14 protein-coding genes and 3 tRNA genes are annotated in these 17,491 nt (G+C 49.4%); 16 read left to right on the top strand and 1 reads right to left on the bottom strand.

The genetic code is table 11. The features are described 5' to 3' along the window. Positions 1-7 precede the first annotated feature (7 nt). The 7 genes from P2G88_RS10915 (at position 8) to P2G88_RS10885 (ending at position 8,790) form a co-directional block, all read left to right on the top strand. Positions 8-1,468: a glyceraldehyde-3-phosphate dehydrogenase gene (locus tag P2G88_RS10915; RefSeq protein WP_275795901.1), complete on the top strand. Its 1,461-nt coding sequence runs from the start codon at positions 8-10 to the stop codon at positions 1,466-1,468. Positions 1,469-1,630: 162 nt separating this feature from the next. Beyond that, complete coding sequence (locus tag P2G88_RS10910) at positions 1,631-2,755, top strand: M14-type cytosolic carboxypeptidase (protein ID WP_275795900.1); 1,125 nt, start codon at positions 1,631-1,633, stop codon at positions 2,753-2,755. A 91-nt stretch (positions 2,756-2,846) separates the two neighbouring features. Further along, complete coding sequence (locus P2G88_RS10905; RefSeq protein ID WP_275795899.1) at positions 2,847-4,529, top strand: AGCS family amino acid carrier protein; 1,683 nt, start codon at positions 2,847-2,849, stop codon at positions 4,527-4,529. A 74-nt stretch (positions 4,530-4,603) separates the two neighbouring features. Continuing rightward, entirely contained in the window at positions 4,604-4,930 is a 327-nt protein-coding gene (locus P2G88_RS10900; protein WP_275795898.1) for a hypothetical protein, read from the top strand. Beyond that, positions 4,930-5,205: a DUF1315 family protein gene (locus P2G88_RS10895; RefSeq protein WP_275795897.1), complete on the top strand. Its 276-nt coding sequence runs from the start codon at positions 4,930-4,932 to the stop codon at positions 5,203-5,205. The genes P2G88_RS10900 and P2G88_RS10895 overlap by 1 nt, the downstream gene beginning before the upstream one ends. Next, positions 5,195-7,975, top strand: coding sequence for a DUF349 domain-containing protein (locus tag P2G88_RS10890; protein WP_275795896.1), 2,781 nt, complete (start codon positions 5,195-5,197; stop codon positions 7,973-7,975). Before P2G88_RS10895 ends, P2G88_RS10890 begins: the two co-directional genes overlap by 11 nt. 17 nt (positions 7,976-7,992) lie before the next feature. Continuing rightward, on the top strand, positions 7,993-8,790 hold the full coding sequence (locus P2G88_RS10885) for a transporter substrate-binding domain-containing protein (RefSeq protein WP_275795895.1): 798 nt from the start codon (positions 7,993-7,995) through the stop codon (positions 8,788-8,790). Positions 8,791-8,801: 11 nt separating this feature from the next. Here the strand turns inward: P2G88_RS10885 and ansA are convergent, their stop codons facing one another. Then, positions 8,802-9,809 carry an asparaginase gene (gene ansA, locus P2G88_RS10880; protein ID WP_275795894.1) on the bottom strand — a complete coding sequence of 336 codons (1,008 nt, stop codon included), beginning with the start codon at positions 9,807-9,809 and terminating at the stop codon, positions 8,802-8,804. Positions 9,810-9,966: 157 nt separating this feature from the next. On the opposite strand from ansA, the gene P2G88_RS10875 reads away from it, so the two are divergent. From P2G88_RS10875 to P2G88_RS10835, 9 genes are all read left to right on the top strand, one after another. Further along, entirely contained in the window at positions 9,967-11,802 is a 1,836-nt protein-coding gene (locus tag P2G88_RS10875; protein ID WP_275795893.1) for a DUF885 domain-containing protein, read from the top strand. Between the two features lie 107 nt (positions 11,803-11,909). After that, the gene (locus P2G88_RS10870; protein ID WP_275795892.1) at positions 11,910-12,116 is read left to right on the top strand and encodes a hypothetical protein; all 207 of its coding nucleotides are present in this window, start codon (positions 11,910-11,912) and stop codon (positions 12,114-12,116) included. Positions 12,117-12,223: 107 nt separating this feature from the next. After that, positions 12,224-12,868 (top strand): UvrY/SirA/GacA family response regulator transcription factor, encoded by a 645-nt coding sequence (gene uvrY, locus P2G88_RS10865; protein ID WP_275795891.1) that lies wholly within the window; start codon positions 12,224-12,226, stop codon positions 12,866-12,868. Continuing rightward, complete coding sequence (uvrC, locus tag P2G88_RS10860) at positions 12,868-14,703, top strand: excinuclease ABC subunit UvrC (protein WP_275795890.1); 1,836 nt, start codon at positions 12,868-12,870, stop codon at positions 14,701-14,703. The genes uvrY and uvrC overlap by 1 nt, the downstream gene beginning before the upstream one ends. A 51-nt stretch (positions 14,704-14,754) precedes the next feature. After that, complete coding sequence (gene pgsA, locus P2G88_RS10855) at positions 14,755-15,315, top strand: CDP-diacylglycerol--glycerol-3-phosphate 3-phosphatidyltransferase (RefSeq protein ID WP_275795889.1); 561 nt, start codon at positions 14,755-14,757, stop codon at positions 15,313-15,315. Between the two features lie 220 nt (positions 15,316-15,535). Continuing rightward, a tRNA-Gly gene (locus P2G88_RS10850) sits at positions 15,536-15,611 on the top strand. An 11-nt stretch (positions 15,612-15,622) separates the two neighbouring features. Further along, positions 15,623-15,696 (top strand) — tRNA-Cys (locus P2G88_RS10845). A 99-nt stretch (positions 15,697-15,795) separates the two neighbouring features. Beyond that, positions 15,796-15,882 (top strand) — tRNA-Leu (locus tag P2G88_RS10840). 900 nt (positions 15,883-16,782) lie between these two features. Continuing rightward, on the top strand, positions 16,783-17,304 hold the full coding sequence (locus P2G88_RS10835) for a hypothetical protein (protein ID WP_275795888.1): 522 nt from the start codon (positions 16,783-16,785) through the stop codon (positions 17,302-17,304). Positions 17,305-17,491: the final 187 nt, after the last annotated feature.

The following is a 17,491-nucleotide window of genomic DNA, read 5'->3' as shown; positions in this document are numbered from 1 at the left end:
GGAATTAATGAATCATCAACATGAAGAAGCGCTGCTCAATAGTTGGCAGGAGCGTCAGGAATATGCAGAGAGAATGCAACCCATATTGGGGCAGCTCTATCGTGATAAAGCCGTTGAGATCACACTGTATGGTCGCACCTTGCTGGGCGCCAACAGCATTGATATCGTCAAAGCGCACCGTATGGTTCGTCTGCACACAGGTGATAAACTGCGTCTGCGTGAGAGTTGGCCGCTGCTCGATGCCATTAGCCGCATGAAACTGGCGCCTGCTCAGGTAGATTTGGGTAAGTTGGCTTACAACTACCACTATGGCGACAAGGCTATGGGAAGGGATGTTGAAACTTACTTAAAAGATGAGTTGGCAGCGATTGTTGATAAAGAAGACAACCATGCGCCTGTGGATGTCGTGCTTTACGGTTTTGGCCGTATCGGGCGCTTGCTGGCCCGCCTGCTGATTGAGCGCCAGGGTAAGAACAACAAATTACGTCTTCGCGCTATTGTAGTGCGTGGCGGTAAGGCCGGTGATTTGGAAAAGCGTGCCAGCTTGTTGCGCCGGGATTCTGTTCATGGTCCATTCAATGGCAGCATCACCATCGATAGTGAGCGTAATGCCATTAAGGCCAATGGCTCCTACATTCAGATTATCTATGCCAACGGTCCGCAAGAGGTGGATTACACCCAGTACGGCATTAATAACGCAATTGTTATCGACAACACCGGTATGTGGCGTGATCGCGATGGCCTGGGACAGCACTTGAGCTCCAAAGGAGCGGCCAAAGTATTGCTGACTGCGCCAGGTAAGGGTGACATCAAGAACATCGTATATGGTGTAAACCATAAAGATATTCTCGATGAAGACACTATTCTGTCTGCCGCCAGCTGCACGACTAATGCGATTACCCCGGTTTTGAAGGCCATCGATGAGCATTATGGTATCGACAATGGCCATGTGGAAACCGTGCATTCCTACACCAATGATCAAAACCTGATCGATAATTTCCATAAGGCCGAGCGTCGTGGTCGCGCTGCGCCGCTGAACATGGTGATCACCGAAACCGGTGCTGCCAAAGCCGTGGCCAAGGCATATCCGAAACTGGCGGGTCGTTTGACCGGTAACGCCATTCGCGTGCCCACACCGAATGTGTCGCTGGCAATTTTGAACCTGAACTTGGGTAAGAGCACTGACAAAGAAGAGATCAACGAGTTTTTGCGCAAAACGGCCTTGTTTACCGAGTTGCAGCATCAGATCGACTACACCGCCTCTACAGAACTGGTGTCGTCTGACCTGGTTGGTTCCCGCTTCGCCTCTGTAGTGGACTCTCAAGCCACTATCGTGTCAGAGAATCGTGCCACTTTGTATGTGTGGTATGACAATGAATTTGGTTATAGCTGTCAGGTGATGCGCGTGGTTCAGCAGATGGCCGGATTAAAGGTTCCCACATTGCCAGCGACCATAAGCGCTGACTAAACTAGGGGAAACAACCATTACAGCTTAAAGAGGTGCTTCGGCGCCTCTTTTTATTTTAAATCCCGCTAGCGGCCATTGACCTTGAATCTGTGATGACGGGTTAGCCAGGAGAATTTAATTTATGGTAGATTACCTCGTCTTTTAGCCACACCAGTGTCCACAATGAGAATAAGCTGCAATTTCGATAGCGGTAACATCCAGGTTATCAGCGCAGAAGCGCCTGAAAATATCCAACTTCGCATTAAAAAAGACCATCAGTCTGATTTTTATCAGTGGTTCCATTTTCGTCTGGAATCCACCCCTATGGTCAACCATCGCCTGCACATTGTCGACCTGGCCAAATCGGCTTACCCAGAGGGTTGGAAAGGCTATCAGGCGGTAGCGTCCTATGATCGTCAGGAATGGTTCCGGGTGGATTGTGAATTTGACGGTGATCGACTTACCATCGATCACACCCCAGAATTTGACACTACCTATTACGCGTACTTTGCGCCTTACTCCTACGAGCGCCACCTTGATTTGCTCGCCTGGGCGCAGACCTCATTTGACTGCAAACTGACCCATCTTGGCGAAACCCTGGATGGACGCGATATGTCGCTGTTGACTATCGGCCATGAAGAGCCTAACAAGAAAAAAGTCTGGATTATTGCCCGTCAGCATCCCGGTGAGACCATGGCCGAGTGGCTGATCGAAGGCCTGTTAGAGCGACTGCTCGATGAAGATGATGGCCTGGCCCGCGCTTTGTTTGAGCAAGCCGTGTTCTATGTGGTGCCGAATATGAATCCGGATGGAGCAGCAAGAGGGCATCTGCGCACTAACGCCAAGGGGATTAACCTCAATCGCGAGTGGGCCCATCCGTCCATGGAAAACAGCCCGGAAGTATTCCTGGTTAGTAAAAAGATGCAGGAAACCGGCGTTGATATGTTTCTCGATGTTCACGGTGATGAAGCCTTGCCTTACAACTTCGTTGCCGGCGGGGAAGGCACTCCCAATTACAACGACAAAATTGCTCATCTTGAACAGACCTTCAAGCAGACACTGATGGCCGTGACACCTGAATTCCAGGATACCTACGGCTATCCCAAAGATAAGCCCGGAGAAGCCAACCTGACGGTCGGCTCCAATGCGGTGGGTAACACCTATCATTGTCTGGCGTATACCCTGGAAATGCCGTTTAAAGACAATGCCGATTTGCCCGATGCGGCGTATGGCTGGTCACCGGCGCGCAGCAAACGTTTGGGTGAAGATGTGCTGGTGGCGATCCACGCGGTACTCAATCAACTATGAGATAGTAAGCGGCAATCGCCTGTGCAGAAGATACTTTGTACATGCACGGTAAATGCTGACGGAATAATAAGAACGAAATAGGGGAATTTGTTTGGAAGCCTTTAATAATTTTCTACTGTCGATGGACGCCTTGCTGGGAAGCTCAGCCTGGTTTCCCTTCGTCCTTCTGGGTGTCGGTCTGTTTTTTACCCTGTATTTGGGTTTTCCTCAGGTGCGCTACTTTCGCCATGCCTGGCTGGTGGTTAGCGGCAAACTGGACAAGAAAGGTGCGCCGGGTGACACCACTCACTTTCAGGCATTAAGTACAGCCCTCTCAGGCACTGTAGGTACGGGTAACATCGGTGGTGTGGCCTTTGCTATCTTCTTGGGCGGCCCGGCTGCGCTGTTTTGGATGTGGGCGACCGCGTTTTTGGGGATGACCACCAAATTTGTAGAAGTGACCTTATCCCACAAGTACCGGGTGAAAACCGAAGACGGCACCATGGCTGGTGGTCCCATGTATTACATGGACAGACGTCTTAACATGAAATGGTTGGCTATTGCTTTCGCCATTGCCACGGTAATCAGCTCTTTTGGTACCGGCAACCTGCCGCAAATCAACAATATCGCACAGGGGATGGAAGCCACCTTTGGTATTGAACCAATGTTAACCGGTGCGGTGCTTGCGGTGGTATTGGCCCTGGTGATCCTCGGCGGTATTCGTCGTATCGCCAAAGTGACCTCAAGGGTAGTGCCCATGATGTCTGTACTGTATGTCATCGGTGCACTGGGTGTGATCTTTTACAACCTTGAGAATATCGGCCCAGCCTTTATGTCGGTGATTTCCGATGCCTTTACCGGCTCGGCTGCTGCCGGCGGCTTCCTGGGGGCGACTATCGCATACGCCTTTAATCGTGGTGTTAACCGTGGTTTGTTTTCTAACGAAGCGGGACAGGGTTCTGCACCCATTGCTCACGCCTCGGCCAAGGCTGATGAGCCGGTTTCTGAAGGCATGGTGTCTATCCTTGAGCCGTTTATCGATACCATCATTATCTGTACCCTGACCGGTTTAGTGATCCTCTCCTCTGGTGTGTGGCAAGAGAAGTTCCAGAACAAGTTTGAGCGCAGCGATATGGTGATTGTACAAGGGCAGTATTCGGACGATTCACAAGAAGACCGTCACAAATTGTTCTTGTACCTCAACAATGAAAAGAATCACCAGGTGGAGCTGTATAGCGGCAGTATCGAAGTGGTTTCGGGCAAAGCCCTGAACAAAGACTTTACCGTTATTAATGCCCGCTCTATTGCCGAAGACGTGGTCTTTAGCGTGGGGGCCGTGGACGATCCCTTTACCGGGAGTCTGAAGGTTCAGGATGGTAAGCTGGTGAAGGAGAATATCCTGGTGTCCGGCAAGTCGCTGATCCACTCAGCGCAGCTAACCACTCAGGCTTTTACTCGCGGTTTCTTTGGTGATTACGGACAGTATATTGTCTCTATTGGTCTGCTGTTATTTGCGTTCTCCACAACCATTGCCTGGTCTTACTACGGTGACCGGGCAATGACCTACTTGTTAGGTCCACGCTCGGTGATGCCTTATCGGGTATTTTATGTGGCCGGTTTCTTCTGGGCGTCGTTCTCAGACACCACTTTGGTATGGAACCTGGCGGCTGTGGCAATCGTAGTGATGACATTGCCCAACTTGTTCGGCATTTTGATGTTGCACAAAGAGATGAAGCAAACGGTGAAAGATTACTGGCAGGATTTTAATGCCCGTGAGCAATCGGGTAAGGAATAACCGAGAGCTTGTTTTCTTTTTATAGCGCGGCACAGACCGCGCTTTTCTTGTTAAAGCTGAAGTAGGGGGTGCCCATGGCCCTGATCGACTGTCCTTCTTGCAATAAAAAAATTTCAGATAAAGCGGCCCAATGCAGCCATTGTGGCTTTGGTATTGGCGCGGCTACTGATGATGACATGCTGCGCAAACGGCAGATGCAGAAGTTTAAGCGTTCTCAATCTATTCAAACTCAGTCAATGATAGCGATGCTGATGTTTATCTCAGGATTCGGATTTATGTATTGGGGCGATACTTCACCGGGTGACCTGCAGTACAATATTGCGATTGGTTGTTCGGTGATCGGTTTCATTTGGTACATCATCAACCGGATCCGCTTGATATTTGTGAAGAAATCAGACTAATGGATATTCAAAGCCTTCTAAACGCCATGACGCCGCAACTTTATGAGCGTCTTGTCCAAGCCGTTGAAACAGGAAAGTGGCCCGATGGCAATGCCTTAACTGTTGAGCAAAAAGAGAATTGCCTGCAGGCAGTGATGCTCTATCAGGCGAGAGTGCTTCAATCCGAAGAGCATATGACTATCGGTGCCAACGGTGACATCGTGCACAAGTCCAAGCAACAACTGAAACAGGATTTCCAACCCTCTATCGCCAGGTTTAGTTCCGATGATTTTTAGTAGTTTTTTCCGGCCTAAGTATCGCCACGCAGATCCAAAAGTACGTCGGCTCGCCATTGCGGACTTAAATCCCAGTAGTTCTGAGGGCAAAGGGATCCTGCATGAACTGGCCTTTAACGATGAAGACACCAGCGTGCGATTGGAGGCGCTTGAGCGCCTCGATAGCTTCGCCCTATGGTGGAAACTGGCGCAGACAGAAAAGCAAGATCGTATAAAAAAACGTGCTCAGCAGCGGGTTGAAAGCATGTTGGTAGGCGAGGGAACTGAAGCGCTGGAGCACAATCAACGGCTGAGCTTCATTAAAGAATGCAGCAATCACAGCTTGCTGGAGAGGTTGCTGCGCAGCCATTGGCAGCATGGCAATGATGACAGCCTCAGTTTATTGGTACTGAAAAAGCTTAACAAAGCACCACTTACGCTACAGATACTGTTCGAAAGCAAGAATGCCAAGTTAAAACAGCGTCTGCTGCACGATATCGATGATACGGATAGCCTGAGCCGTATTGTCAAGAAACACACCGACCAAGATATGGTCGCCCTGGCCCAGGAAAAATTGCAAAAAATCCAGGAGGAAGACGCCAAACGCGTTCAGCTGGAAAAAGATATCCGTTTGCAGCTATCCAAAATGCTGGCACTTCGCGATGAACAGCATTTACCCAAGTTGGAATCACAATGGCAGGCCATTGAGTCTGAATATCAGCAAATGGTGTCGATGCTGGCAAAGCTGCCATCTGCAGTGCAGCAAGAGTTTAGTGAAAAACATCAAGAGCTTAGCGCCAAATTAACGGATAAAAAGAATCAGCTGTTGCCTGCCTGGGAAGCACAACAAGCGGAAGAAACCAAGCGTCAGCTATTGCAACAGCAACAGCAACATGCACAACTTGCGGTTGAACAGTTAAGGGAACAGTTGCAACACCCCGCAACTCTGGACGCCGACAGGGTACCTACATTGCAGCAAGCTCTCGAGCAGGCAAAGACGTTATTCGCTTCGTTGCCGGTGGCGGCTGTGCCACAAACGCTTTTTAACCAGCTGCAGGCGTTGGAGTCATTACTGTCTGATCTGCCAGCATTAAAGGCGGCGGTAAAAGAAGCCGAAGATTTGATTGCAGTGCTATGCGGATTTGACACGCCAAAGAGCAAAGAAGATTTGGATCAGGGTGCCATGTTTTGGAAAGAGTGTCGTCAGCAATGGCGGTCACTGAGAGAGCCTTTCAAGCAAAGCTGGCCAAAGGCGCTTGACGATAAATGGAATGAATTAGCAAATCAGTGGCAGGGAGGACTTAAAGACTTAAGTCTTGAACTGCAGGAAGACAGCAACAAGGTTCGGCAAAAACTGCGTGCCATCAACGATATGGTCGACAAAGGTAAGTTTCGTCCTGCCATGTCTTTGTATCAGAAAGTGGAAGATTGGTACCAGGCTTTACCTGTGGGTGAACAGGACAAACTCAAGCGTCAGCTAAGCGTCGTTAAAGAGCGCGTAGAGAAGTTGAAAGATTGGCAGGCCTACATTGCTGCGCCGAGAAAGCCCGCCTTACTGGAGTCTGTTCAAGAGCTTATCGACAAGCCACTAGCACCGCAACAACAAGCTGAACAGGTAAAGCACTTACGCGGCCAGTGGAACAGTTTGGGTAAGCTGGATACCGAAGAGGACAATGTGCTGAATAAGGCGTTTGATGAAGCCTGCGAAACAGCCTTTGCACCTGTCAGGGAGTTCTATCAGGCGCAGGAGCAAAAACGTGCGCAACATCTTGAAGAGCGACAAGCCCTGTTAACGCAGATGGAATCGTTGTCCGGCGATACCATCAATATGGCGGAACTTTCAAAGGCCTATAATGCGCTGCAAAAAGCCTGGCGACATGCAGGAGAAGTCGACTTTCAGCATATTGAATCTCTAAATCAGCGCTACCGAGCCCTGTCTCAAGACATTCGAAGCAAGTTAGAGTCCCATTATGCAGAGAATAAGGCGCACAAAGAGCGCTTATTGCACAGGGCACAGAAACTGATTGAGCTCGAGGATGCGTTCGACGCTGCCTATCAGGCCAAAGCCTTGCAGGAGGAATGGAAAACGGTAGGTCACGCCGGACGCAAGCAGGAGGCGGGGCTGTGGCAGGCGTTTCGTGAGGCTAACGATGCGATTTTTGCCAAGCGCCAGCAGCAACAGCAACAGCAGCAGACACAAACCCAAGAAAGAAAGCAGGCCATCGATGCTTTGTTGGACGGGTTTGAGAGCCAACTTGGTCAAGGACAGGTGCCGGACAGCCAAGGGCTGTCGGACACCGATGCCAAGCTGACAGCCTTACTCGAGCACGGCCAGGGTAAAGAAGTCGAATATGCTAAAAAACGCTGGGACAAGTTGCAGGAGCGGGTAAAACAACAGCAGCAAAAAGCAGAAGCCAGTCAGCATCAACAACAACTGGCGGCGCTATTTGCGCTGTTGGCAAAGCCGAGCATGGAGGAAGACAATCTGTCAGCCTTGCCACCGATTTGGCGTCAGGCGCTCCTTAATGCAACCGGCAGCGAAGAGCGCAGCACCCTAATCCTGAAAATGGAACTGATTGCCGGTACAGATTCGCCTAAAGCCGAAGACAAAAAGCGAAAGGACGTGCAGTTGCAACTGATGGCGACCAAGTTACAAGAGGGCAAGATGCCAACGCTGGATGAGCTGTTAGTGCGCTGGCTAGAGCAGGGACCTGTGACAGAGTCTGATCGGGCTTTATTGCCAAGGTTAAGTGCTTTGTTCTTACCACAAGACAAGCGACAAAGCGCTTAGCATTTGAGGTGTAGGCTGTGCAGACGATAGAGGTAATGATGAAAAAGGGGCTGTTGCTGTTGGCTGCCCTTTTTCTCGTACCCGTCCAGGCACAGCCGACAACGTCTGAGGCAGATGTTGTATTTGTGGCCGAAGACTTGGCCCCTTATCACTTCTTAAATGCCCAACAGTCTGAGGATGGCGCAATGTTTGCCCTGGCGAAAGCCGTGGCAAAGGTCTGTGAAATTCGTGCTCGGTTCGAACTATTGCCCTGGAGCCGTGCGTTTTTGCACAGCAAAGATGACGTCGATGTGGTGATGGTGTCCTTGTTAAGGACTCCGGAACGCGAACCGGAGTTTCACTGGATAGGGCGGGTATTTAAGACCGAGGCTTATTTCGTCAAGCTTAAAAGTCGTCGCGATATTCAGGCAAATAATATCGAACAGGCGAAAAAGTATGTAGTGGCCACCATTCGTGGATATGGCTCAGAAAAATGGCTGCGGACACAGGGATTCGATGAGCGTCTTGGCAACCTGGCCTTGAGTCTTAACTCAACTCAATTATGGGGCATGCTTTTCAAAGAGCGAGCGGAACTGGTGTTGACCAATACCATGGCCATGCGTAAAGAAGTGGTGGCAGATGGATATCCACCAGAAGCGCTTGAGCCCGTTTTTGAGGCCAAAGATATTCCAACGGAGTTATTCTTTGCCACCGGTCTTAAGACCTCTTCTGAACGGGTGCAGCAGCTATCTGACTGTTTGAATAAAACCAAGCAAGACGGCACCTATGACGCCATCTTACAGCAATGGCAACTTAGCGAGGGGAGAGCGCCATAGCACGGCGTTGGTTAATCGCTTAGCTCTCCTCGCAGGTTTTGTGTCAGTTCCTGTCTTATCGCTTCAATGCCGCTGGCTTTACTCAACAAGTAGTGTAGCTTGGCCAAAGCGGCTTCCAGCGTCATATCTCCCCCCGATACCACGCCGACCTGTGCCAATGCATTGCCGGTGGCATAGCCGGCCATATTGACCTTACCACGTAAGCATTGGGTGCAGTTTAAAACCACAATGCCCTGTTTGTTGGCTTGCTCAAGTTGACTCAGTAAGGCCGGATCCTGGGGGGCATTGCCGACCCCATAACTTAGCAAAATCAACGCTTTTACCGGTTGTTGCAGGGTGTTTCGAATCACTTCGGCGCTGATCCCAGGATACAAGGTGACCACTCCAATCGGTTGGGCAGTGACCGGGCTTACCTTCAATGGCTGTTGCACAATGGGTTTTACCTGTCCTTCGATAACATCGATATTGATCCCCGCTTCCATCAGCGGCGGAAAATTGGGGGAGGCAAAGGCATTGAAACCATCGGCATGGATCTTACGGCTACGGTTACCTCGCAGAAGCTGATTATTAAAAAATAAACAGACTTCGTGCACCGGGTAATTGGCGGCCAGATAGAGGGCATTTAGCAGGTTGATCTGGCCGTCGCTGCGAATTTCTGCGAGCGGGATCTGCGAGCCGGTAACAATCACTGGCTTTGACAGGTTCTCCAGCATAAAAGACAGTGCTGAAGCGGTATAGGCCATGGTGTCGGTGCCATGCAGAATAATAAAGCCATCGTAGTTTTCATAGTTGGCCTGAATGTCGTCCGCAATTTGTTGCCAGTCCAAAGGCGACATATCGGAAGAATCCATTAACTGATCATACTCATGGATGGTGAACTGGGGCATTTCGTCGCGGTGGAACTCAGGCATACCGGCCAGGGTTTTCGATAAGAAGCCGGGTACACAAACATAGCCTTTGCTGGATGGGCGCATACCGATGGTGCCACCGGTGTAAGCGATATAAATGTGCTTTTTCATGGACTTATACATAGCAATCTGATGCTCCCATTCTAGCGCACAAGTGCTGTCGGCAACCAGCATCATAGCGCGTTGGAAATTTTGCGCCTTCTCTGGTGGAGAAGGGGGCAAATATGCTTGAATGTGGCTCGATTGATGTCATAAACAGGATACTGAAATGAAAAGACTGGTGCTGGCGACGACCATTGCTCTTGTATTAAGTGCATGTCAGGAGAGTGAGCAGGTAACGACAGAAGCCGGACAAGGTGCCGGGGCATCCGTTACTGCGCCGACGCAAGACAGTGGGCAAAATGAATCGCAACGCTTGCAGAGCCTGGTCAATGCATTTTTTCAGGAAAGCCTGTCCAGAAGCCCAGTTTATGCGACCTTTGTGGGGGTACACAGCTTTGATGATAAATTTGATGATCCCATCAGCGACAAGAGCCTGAAAGAAGATCTGGCCTTTCATCAAGGTTATCTGGCCAGAATCGGGGAGATCGATGCCAATTCGTTGCAAGGGCAGGACCGGCTCACCTATGACATCTTCAAGCGGGACAGAGAGCTAGCCATTGCCGGTCATCGCTTCCCGGGACACTTACAGCCCTACAATCAGATGTGGGGTGTGCACAATTTTTACCCTATGTTGGGCTCTGGCGGCAGTGCACAACCTTTTCAGACAGAGCAGGATTATCTGAATTTCATCAGCCGAACCAAAGGCTTTGTGGAATATATGGACAGCACTATTACCGCCATGCAAGAGGGTATGGAGAAAGGTGTGGTGTTGCCTAAAAGCATTGTGCTTAAAGTGATCCCGCAATTGCAGGCGCATATCGTCGATACGGCGGAAAAGAGTGTATTCTACGGCCCGGTCAGAATGCTTCAGGATAATGACAGCCTGACTGCAGAACAAAAAGCCAGGCTAGAACAAGATTATGAAAAGATGATCATGGAGCAGATCGTCCCTTGTTATCAGCGGCTGTTGGATTTCGTACAAAGCCGTTACCTTACCGCTGCAAGAGACAGCGTGGGCCTGTCAGCACTGCCGGACGGCACGGCCTGGTATGAGCATATGATTGCCACCCATACCACCTTGCCCCTGAGTGCAGAAGAAATCCATCAATATGGTTTGCAAGAAGTAGCGCGGATCCGTAAAGAGATGGAAGCGGTAAAAGAAAAAGTAGGCTTCCAGGGGGATTTGCCAGCCTTCTTTGAGCATCTTCGCACCGATGACGCCTATTTTTTCCAGTCAGAGGAAGCGGTTATCGATGCTTATCAGGCGGTAAAGGAGAAGATCAATGCGCGCTTGGACACCTTGTTTGAAATAAGGCCCAAAGCAGACTATGAAGTGCGTGCCGTTGAACCATTCCGTGCCGCTTCGTCTGCCGGTGCCAGCTATCAGGCACCTGCGCCAGACGGTTCACGCCCGGGGATCTTTTATATCAATACCTATGATCTTAAGGCCCAGCCAAAGTATCTTTTAGAGACACTAAGTATTCATGAAGCCGCGCCAGGTCATCATTTCCAGATTGCCATTCAGCAGGAGGTTGAGGGATTACCACAGTATCGCAAGTTTAACGGCTACACCGTGTTTGCCGAAGGTTGGGCGCTGTATGCGGAAAGCCTGGGCAAAGATCTTGGCCTGTTTACTGACCCCATGATGTGGTACGGGCGTCTCTCCGATGAGCAATTGCGCGCCATGCGCCTGGTGGTGGACACCGGTATTCATGCTAAGGGCTGGACCAGAGAGCAGGCCATGACTTTTATGGCAGAGAACTCTTCTATGGCCGCATCAGATATTGAAGCTGAGGTGGAGCGTTATATTGCCATTCCTGGCCAGGCTCTGGCCTACAAAGTGGGGGAGCGGGCTATTCGTCAAATGCGTGAGAAACTAAAAGCCATGCAGGGTGAAAGGTTTGATATTCGCCAGTTCCATACACAAGTACTGATAGACGGTGCCATGCCGATGCCTGTGCTTGAGAGTAAACTGGTGCGCTGGGCCAAGCAGCAAGGGTGAGATAAACAACTTGTATATGACGCTGAAATGGAAACCCTTTTTCGCAATGCCAGGCATGGCGTGTGGACGGCCTTTTATGCTATTAATCTGCAGGTAGAAGGTGGCTGATGTCAGTACAAAAGAACTCGAGTCCACCTGCACTGCAAAAATGCCGCTGTGGTGGGCTGCCATCACAGCCATTGGCTGTAGAAGGTTGTGAAGATCGTTGGCTGATCCACTGTACTGTCAGTGGATGTCAGGCCAGAATTGCCGGTCAGGGACGGCAAGATGTGATCAAAGGCTGGAATCGCTTAAGTTCACATCTTTTTCGCTAACGTTGAACAAGTGGCGTTGGTAGATAGATGGTAACTGTTGCCAATTACACTGGCGTGTTGCCATGAACAAGCTCACAAAAATATAAGAAGTACATGGGAGCTACCCTTTGATAAAAATATTGTTGGTCGATGACCATGATCTGGTACGCACCGGAATTCGCCTTATTCTCGATAGCGAGAAGGCGTTTGACGTGGTCGCGGAAGCGAATAGTGGCGAGCAAGCGATAAAAATATGCCGCAGTCATGATCTCGATATTGTTTTAATGGATATGAACATGCCGGGAATGGGCGGCCTGGAAGCCACCCGTAAGATTTTGCGCCATGATCCCGATGCGAAAGTCATCTTTCTATCCATGTATAAAGAGAACCCCATCCCTGCCAAGGTCATGCAAGTGGGCGCCTGGGGTTTTGTGACCAAAGATGCTGAACCTAAAGAAATGGTCAAAGCCATTTTGCAGGTGCATGCTGGTCAGAAGTATATTGCCCCCGATGTGGCCCAACAGATAGCCTTGGGTAAATTGGATGCCGGCGGTGTCGATCCCTTTAAGCATTTGTCTGAGCGGGAAATGCAAATCATGATGATGCTGACCCGTGGTTCCAAAGTGCCAGACATTGCCATTCAGCTGAATATCAGCGCCAAAACCGTGAACACCTATCGCTACCGGATGTTTGAAAAACTGGGGGTAACCGGCGATGTTGAACTCACCCATCTGGCACTTCGCCATAAGATAATCAGTCCAGACCAGCTTTGATGAATCAGGGATCCACGCCCGACTTTGACCACAGGGCGTTTCTTAAGAACTTGAGTGACTCTCCCGGCGTATATCGCATGTATAACGCCGAAGGAGAGGTAATCTATGTTGGCAAAGCCAAAAACCTGAAAAAGCGGGTATCCAGCTATTTTCGCTCTCAGGTGGATAGCATTAAAACCCAATCATTGGTGCGGCAAATAGCCAACATGGATGTCACCCTGACGCATACAGAAACCGAGGCCTTTATTCTTGAAAATAACTACATCAAGAAGTACCGGCCCCGTTATAACGTGCTGTTGCGTGACGATAAGTCCTATCCCTATATTCTGCTGACCGATCATAAACATCCGAGACTGACTATCCATCGCGGTGGACGCAAGCTCAAAGGCGAATATTTTGGGCCGTATCCCAGCGCCTGGGCAGTGCGTGAAAGTCTGCGCAGCATGCAAAAGCTCTTTCCTATACGCCAATGTGAAGACAGCTATTACCGGGCGCGTACCCGACCTTGCTTGCAATATCAGTTAAAGCGTTGTGCTGGTCCCTGCGTAAGCGGTTTAGTCAGCGATGAAGAGTACCAACAGCAAGTGCAGCTGGCACGACTGTTCCTTAAGGGCAAAAATGCGGAAGTGATTGAAGCTCTGGTGCAGAAAATGGAAGCCGCCAGTCAGGATCTTCGCTTTGAGGCAGCGGCACGCTATCGAGACCAAATCGCGACCTTGCGTAAAGTGCAGGAGCAGCAATGGGTCAGTGGTGATGAGCAGGAAATGGATGTATTTGGTTTTGCTTATCGTAACGGGATTGCCAGTATTCAGGGCTTTTTTATCCGCGATGGTAAGCTGTTAGGAAGCAAAAGTTATTTCCCCAAAGTACCGGCTGATGCCAGTCATCAGGAAGTGTTTCAATCTTTCCTGCTGCAGTTCTATCTCTCGGGCGAACGCTCTATCCCCAAACAAATCGTATTGCCCATGGCATTGGAAGAGGGCGGCGCCATTGAAGCGCTATTGTCTAAGCAGGCCGGCAACAAGATTAAGTTTTTCCAGGGTAGCCGCGAAGAAAAACGCCGGTATCTGCATCTGGCCAATACCAATGCGGAAAATGCGTTGGAATCTATGCAAAGTAACCAGAAATCCATTTTCAATCGCTTTTTGGAACTGGAGCAGGTGTTGGAATTGGATAATCCGATCCAGCGTATGGAGTGCTTCGATATCAGCCATACTTCTGGCCAGCAGACAGTAGCGTCTTGCGTAGTATTTAACCGCGAAGGGCCTTTTAAGAGTGACTATCGGCGTTACAACATCGAAGGCATTACCCCTGGGGATGACTATGCCGCCATGGCCCAGGCGCTCAAGCGCCGCTATCGGCAGGTCTCCGATGAAAGCAAAATCCCTGATATTCTGTTTATCGATGGTGGCAAGGGACAGCTTGCACAGGCCGAAGCCTGCTTTGAAAACTGGGAGCACGCTAAAATACCCATGCTGATCGGTGTGGCTAAGGGGACTAGCCGTAAACCCGGATTAGAAACCCTTATTTTGGCCGGTAATCATGCTACTATTCCGCTGGATGCAGACAGCGCTGCCTTGCATCTTATTCAGCATATCCGCGATGAAGCTCACCGATTTGCCATTACCGGTCATCGCAGTCAGCGCCAAAAGGCCAAAACCAAGTCCCGATTGGAATCTATCCCGGGTGTCGGGGCCAAGCGCAGGCAAAGCTTGCTGAAATATCTGGGTGGTTTGCAAGAGGTGCTTAATGCCAGTGTTGACGAATTGGCAAAGGTGCCCGGCATCAGCCAGGAATTGGCGCAAAGTATTTATGATCACTTGCGGCATGTCTAACTGGCGAAAAATATGACTACGCGACCCGTCGTCCAATCAACGAGAAGTACTATGTGGACTATTCCCAATATCCTGACTTTGGTGCGTGTACTCGCCATCCCGGTGTTTGTGGTGATTTATTTTCTTAACTGGCGCTGGGCCCATGAAGCGGCCGCCTTCGTTTTTTGGTTAGCGGCCATTACCGATTGGTTTGACGGCTACCTGGCCAGAAGGCTGGGACAGACTACGCCTTTTGGTGCGTTCTTAGATCCTGTTGCTGATAAGTTGATTGTGGGGGCAGCGTTATTGATGATCACCCACACCTACAATGATCTATGGATCACTTTGCCGTCTATCATTTTGCTGGGGCGGGAAATCTTTGTCTCGGCGCTACGTGAATGGATGGCAAGTTCAGGTCATCGGGATACGGTCAATGTGTCTTTTATTGGTAAAGCCAAAACCACGGCGCAAATGCTGGCGTTAATTGGTCTGCTGTCAGGGTTGGAAGAATTTATGGGCTTTCCCCTGTATTGGGTGAGTCTGGGTAAGATACTGCTGCTGATTGCGACGGTGTTGTCGGTGTGGTCCATGGTGATTTATCTCAAGGCAGCCTGGCGTTTTTTGAAGGGCTGATCATCTCGACGGGAACGATTGGCGTTCAAAAATAAGGCGGTTGTGTCAAAAATCCAGCAATCGCGCGGCAAATACCATTTTTGTGGTTGACAGCAAAGGCGGTGTCGGTAGAATTCAGCCTCACATTTAGCCGAGGCGATAAAGCCAGGTTAGACCCCAAAAAAATATGCCTCAGGGCAAAAAGAATAGGGGAATGTATTCAAGGGAAACCTTGTTTTAAGCGGGAATAGCTCAGTTGGTAGAGCACAACCTTGCCAAGGTTGGGGTCGCGAGTTCGAGTCTCGTTTCCCGCTCCAAATTTTTCCCAGGCGGGTTGGCAGACTGGCTATGCAGCGGATTGCAAATCCGTGGACCTCGGTTCGACTCCGGGACCCGCCTCCACTTTTCTTGTCTCGTTATTCGGTCGTTCTTACTTTCCATCGTTGAGCTGACTGAGATTTTCGAGTCAGTTGCTGACCATGTCAGTAACAAGCCCCCGATGCCCGGGTGGTGAAATTGGTAGACACAAGGGATTTAAAATCCCTCGGCGGTAACGCCGTGCCGGTTCAAGTCCGGCCCCGGGCACCATTTGTTCGAATATCTTCATTAAGCAAACAGCTTTTCTGTCATTTAAGTGCTAAGTGATGCTCGCCGGACTATTCCAGGCGAAAATCGCAGATTTTCACCGTTCAGCCGACGCGCAGCTAGCGCTGCTAATGATGTCGCCTTCACCCAGCCCCGGGCGGCGAATATCCAACCTTCACAGCTTATCTCTTGTTGGAAGCTGGTGGTTTTTGCTATGACTTAGCTCGCCGGACTATTCCAGGGAAAAATCGCAGATTTTCCCCGTTCAATCGGCGCGCAGCTCTCGCTGCTAAAGATGCCGCTTTCACCCAGCCCCGGGCGACGACAATCCAACTTTCTGAGTTATCAATTTTATTGATTATTGCGATCTTGCTCTAAATCGGCTTTCCGGACTGAACTAGCGAAACATCGCAAAACCTATGCGCCTCTAGCGGTACTTTTGCTGCCGTTGTCATCCAGTTTAAGTGAACCACCTAGTTGTTGAAACATATTGTCCGATACATGAAAAGCTTTTGTCCTTGGGTTTCATTGAGTATGTAAACAGAACAGCACCAGCGCCAAACAGTATGGTTTTTCCTAACCTCAAGCTATTAAATGAAAGATACTCGCATACGCCTTCACGTTGGTTCAGCAACATCAAGAACAGGGTACTTGCTGACAGTGACAAGAAGTCATTTCACTCGTTCAGACACACTTTTGTTGACTATCTGTATAACAAGCTGAAGTTGCAAGGAAACCCTTTGGTTAAAGCTCTTCTGGGACATTCAGACAGTGAAATCACCTCAGGGGTCTAAGATTCATCCTTTGCTATTGAAGATCTTAACCGGATTATTCAGTCGGTGGACTTTGAAGAATATGGGCTTATCCTGTGACAGATCATTTTGAAGAGATTAAAGGTGTTGAATGACAGGATCAACGAGAGAGTCTGAAATACCATTTTCATACCCTACATTTCAGCATGCAAAAAACTTTATGGAAGGATATAAGTTATTGAAACTAAATAGAGCTTCATTTGCAGTGAGTATTACAAATGCTTCATTGGCATTAGAACTGGCTCTAAAAGCTCTCGCTGGGAGCTATAAGATTCGTGATTTTGATATCGAGGAAGAAATTGTTGATGGGAAGCGAATACAATCTTGTAGATCAAGTCAGCATGTCTGTAGGCCAAAATTACAAGGTAAGGGGCATGAACTAGCAACAATCTTTGATTCTGTGAATGATAACCACAAGAGGGTTTTAGAGCTTTACTGGTTGGATAGGTACGCATCAAATTCACTTCGAGATGTTTTGGATAGCCTAAGCAGTGACTTCCAAAGTTCTAGATACCTTGATGAAGCCAATAGTCACATACATGGGGGGTATGAAGTATATGACGCTCTCTTCGAAATGTTCTTATCAAACGAATCAATTTTGTTTAGCGGTTAATCTGGCTGCTAAGCCAAGAGTCCCGGCTTAAGAAAACAAATTGACCAACCTAACAGTTAGAGTTTGATCCATACCAACAAGACTGGACACCTCGTTAAGCGATAGAATCGCAATCGAGGTGAAGCATGACAAAAGAATCCAGATCCCGTAAACGCCACGGCGAAGAGTTTAAAGCAGAAGCCCTGCG

The organism is Aliiglaciecola sp. CAU 1673, from assembly GCF_029223185.1.
Taxonomy (GTDB): Bacteria; Pseudomonadota; Gammaproteobacteria; order Enterobacterales; family Alteromonadaceae; genus Bowmanella.
This window is presented reverse-complemented; position numbering and strand designations above follow the sequence as displayed.

Coding starts and splice junctions, on each gene's coding strand:
- P2G88_RS10915 (WP_275795901.1), top strand. CDS start 8: ATGAATCATCAACATGAAGAAGCGCTGCTCAATAGTTGGCAGGAGCGT.
- ansA (WP_275795894.1), bottom strand. CDS start 9,809: ATGAAAAAGCACATTTATATCGCTTACACCGGTGGCACCATCGGTATG.
- P2G88_RS10895 (WP_275795897.1), top strand. CDS start 4,930: ATGGATATTCAAAGCCTTCTAAACGCCATGACGCCGCAACTTTATGAG.
- P2G88_RS10910 (WP_275795900.1), top strand. CDS start 1,631: ATGAGAATAAGCTGCAATTTCGATAGCGGTAACATCCAGGTTATCAGC.
- pgsA (WP_275795889.1), top strand. CDS start 14,755: ATGTGGACTATTCCCAATATCCTGACTTTGGTGCGTGTACTCGCCATC.
- P2G88_RS10835 (WP_275795888.1), top strand. CDS start 16,783: ATGACAGGATCAACGAGAGAGTCTGAAATACCATTTTCATACCCTACA.
- P2G88_RS10900 (WP_275795898.1), top strand. CDS start 4,604: ATGGCCCTGATCGACTGTCCTTCTTGCAATAAAAAAATTTCAGATAAA.
- P2G88_RS10870 (WP_275795892.1), top strand. CDS start 11,910: ATGTCAGTACAAAAGAACTCGAGTCCACCTGCACTGCAAAAATGCCGC.
- P2G88_RS10890 (WP_275795896.1), top strand. CDS start 5,195: ATGATTTTTAGTAGTTTTTTCCGGCCTAAGTATCGCCACGCAGATCCA.
- uvrC (WP_275795890.1), top strand. CDS start 12,868: ATGAATCAGGGATCCACGCCCGACTTTGACCACAGGGCGTTTCTTAAG.
- P2G88_RS10875 (WP_275795893.1), top strand. CDS start 9,967: ATGAAAAGACTGGTGCTGGCGACGACCATTGCTCTTGTATTAAGTGCA.